Origin of the sequence: Nostoc mirabile CHAB5784, from assembly GCF_020829645.1 — a bacterium.
Lineage (GTDB): Bacteria > Cyanobacteriota > Cyanobacteriia > Cyanobacteriales > Nostocaceae > Nostoc > Nostoc mirabile.
In genome coordinates this window covers 1-2143 of sequence record NZ_JAIVFS010000290.1, presented here as the reverse complement: position 1 = coordinate 2143, position 2143 = coordinate 1, and the positions used below count along the sequence as shown (strand labels likewise).

Genomic DNA, 2143 nt, shown 5'->3' with positions numbered 1-2143 from the left:
TTTTTGGAGACTGAGATGACAGCAGATACGATCGCTACAAATACTTTTGCCCAGACAACAAAAGATTTACTCAACAATGAATGGCATACTCTGGGTGGACAAAAGGTTGTGCAAACCTTAGCCAGCCATCCTGAAGCAGGTTTGACCCATGAAGAAGCTACCAAACGACACCAGCAGATGGGTGCAAATCAACTGACTGGTAAAAGTGGAAAAAGTTCTTGGCTACGATTTTTAGAGCAATTTAATCAACCACTACTATATATATTGCTGACGGCGGGAGTAGTGACACTGCTGTTGCGGGATTGGATAGATTCGGGAGTAATTTTTGCTGTCACCCTGATTAATGTCATCATTGGCTACATTCAAGAATCGAAAGCAGAAGGTGCGATCGCTGCTCTATCCAAAGCCGTCACTACCGAAGCAACTGTGATTCGCAATGGTCAAAAAACTCGTTTGGCTTCGACTGAACTTGTTGTGGGTGATTTGGTACTGCTGGCATCTGGGGATAAAGTGCCTGCTGATTTGCGGCTATTAACTGTGCGTGGGTTGCAAGTTGACGAGTCTGCCTTAACAGGTGAATCCGTTCCGGTGGAGAAAGCAACAGTATCGCTGGCTGTCGAAACACCGTTAGCGGAACGAAGCAATATGGTGTATGCCGGAAGTTTCGTCAGTTTTGGACAGGCAGAAGGGATTGTAGTAGCGATCGCAGATGCCACCCAAACCGGTCGCATCTCGCAGTTAATTGAAAGCAGCACAAATCTGAAAACACCGCTAACACGAAATATTGATAAGTTTAGCAAAACCTTGTTGTATGTCATTTTAGGTTTGGCTGCCCTGACATTTGCAGTCGGATTAGGACAAGGCGAATCTTGGATTGATGTTTTCAAAGCGAGTGTGGCTCTGGTAGTCAGCGCGATTCCGGAAGGATTGCCTGCAATTGTTACCGTCACTTTGGCGATCGGAGTTTCCCGGATGGCACGACGTAAGGCAATTATTCGCAAGCTACCCGCAGTGGAAACTTTGGGAAGTACCACTGTTATTTGCTCTGACAAAACTGGGACTTTAACTGAAAATCAGATGACGTGGTGTTTCTGGGACTTCAGGGCATAATCGATCCGCCTCGTGAAGAAGCGATCGCCGCAGTAAAAGCCTGTCAATCTGCTGGAATTCAGGTGAAAATGATTACGGGCGACCATGCACTAACAGCAGCTGCGATCGCCCGCCAAATGGGAATTTGCTCAACTGAAGAACAGGTATTCACCGGACAGCAATTAGCTCAGATGGATGAAAAAGAATTCGCCCAAGCGGCTGAGGAAGGCATGGTCTTTGCGCGAGTTGCCCCAGAACAAAAATTGCGTTTGGTGAAAGCGTTGCAGTCTCAGGGTGAAATTGTTGCCATGACTGGAGATGGCGTAAATGATGCTCCAGCTCTCAAGCAGGCAGACATTGGTGTAGCGATGGGCATAGCCGGGGCAGAGGTTGCCAAAGAATCGGCGGATATGCTTCTAACTGACGATAACTTCGCCTCAATAGAAGCTGCTGTGGAGGAAGGGCGCGGAGTTTACCGCAACTTGCGAAAAGCGATCGCCTTCTTGCTGCCGATCAACGTTGGAGAATCCATGACGATTTTGATTGCCATTCTCTTGGCAACCGTGCTTCCCATCTTACCAATCCAAATTCTCTGGCTCAACATGGTCAGTTCAATAGCGTTGATTGCTCCCCTCGCCTTTGAGCCAAAATCTGGACAGGTGATGCAACAACCACCGCGCAACCCCAGAGAAAGGCTTTTATCGGGTGGGTTACTCCAGCGCATTGTGGCGATTTCCATCTTTAATTGGCTGGTAATTTTTGGGATGTTTCAATGGATACTTCAAACTACAGGCAATGAACCATTGGCGCGAACGATGGCAATTAATGGGCTGGTGGCGGCAGAAGTCTTTTACCTGTTAAGCATTAGCCAGTTTTTACCATCTCTAATCGTTAGAATCCAAGGTAAACGCACACCCGTAGCCTATGCACCTGCGATCGGAATTGTGGTTGTGGTGATTTTACAATGTCTGTTCAGTCAGTGGAGCATGATGAATCAAGTGTTCGACACCACACCTTTGACATTTATCCAAGCTCTCATTTGTATAGGTGTAGG

General features: G+C 47.2%; 1 pseudogene. It reads left to right on the top strand.

Annotation, left to right across the window (positions count from 1 at the left end):
- Positions 1-15: 15 nt before the first annotated feature.
- Positions 16-2143, top strand: a pseudogene (locus tag LC653_RS45830) (HAD-IC family P-type ATPase); the annotation flags it as partial.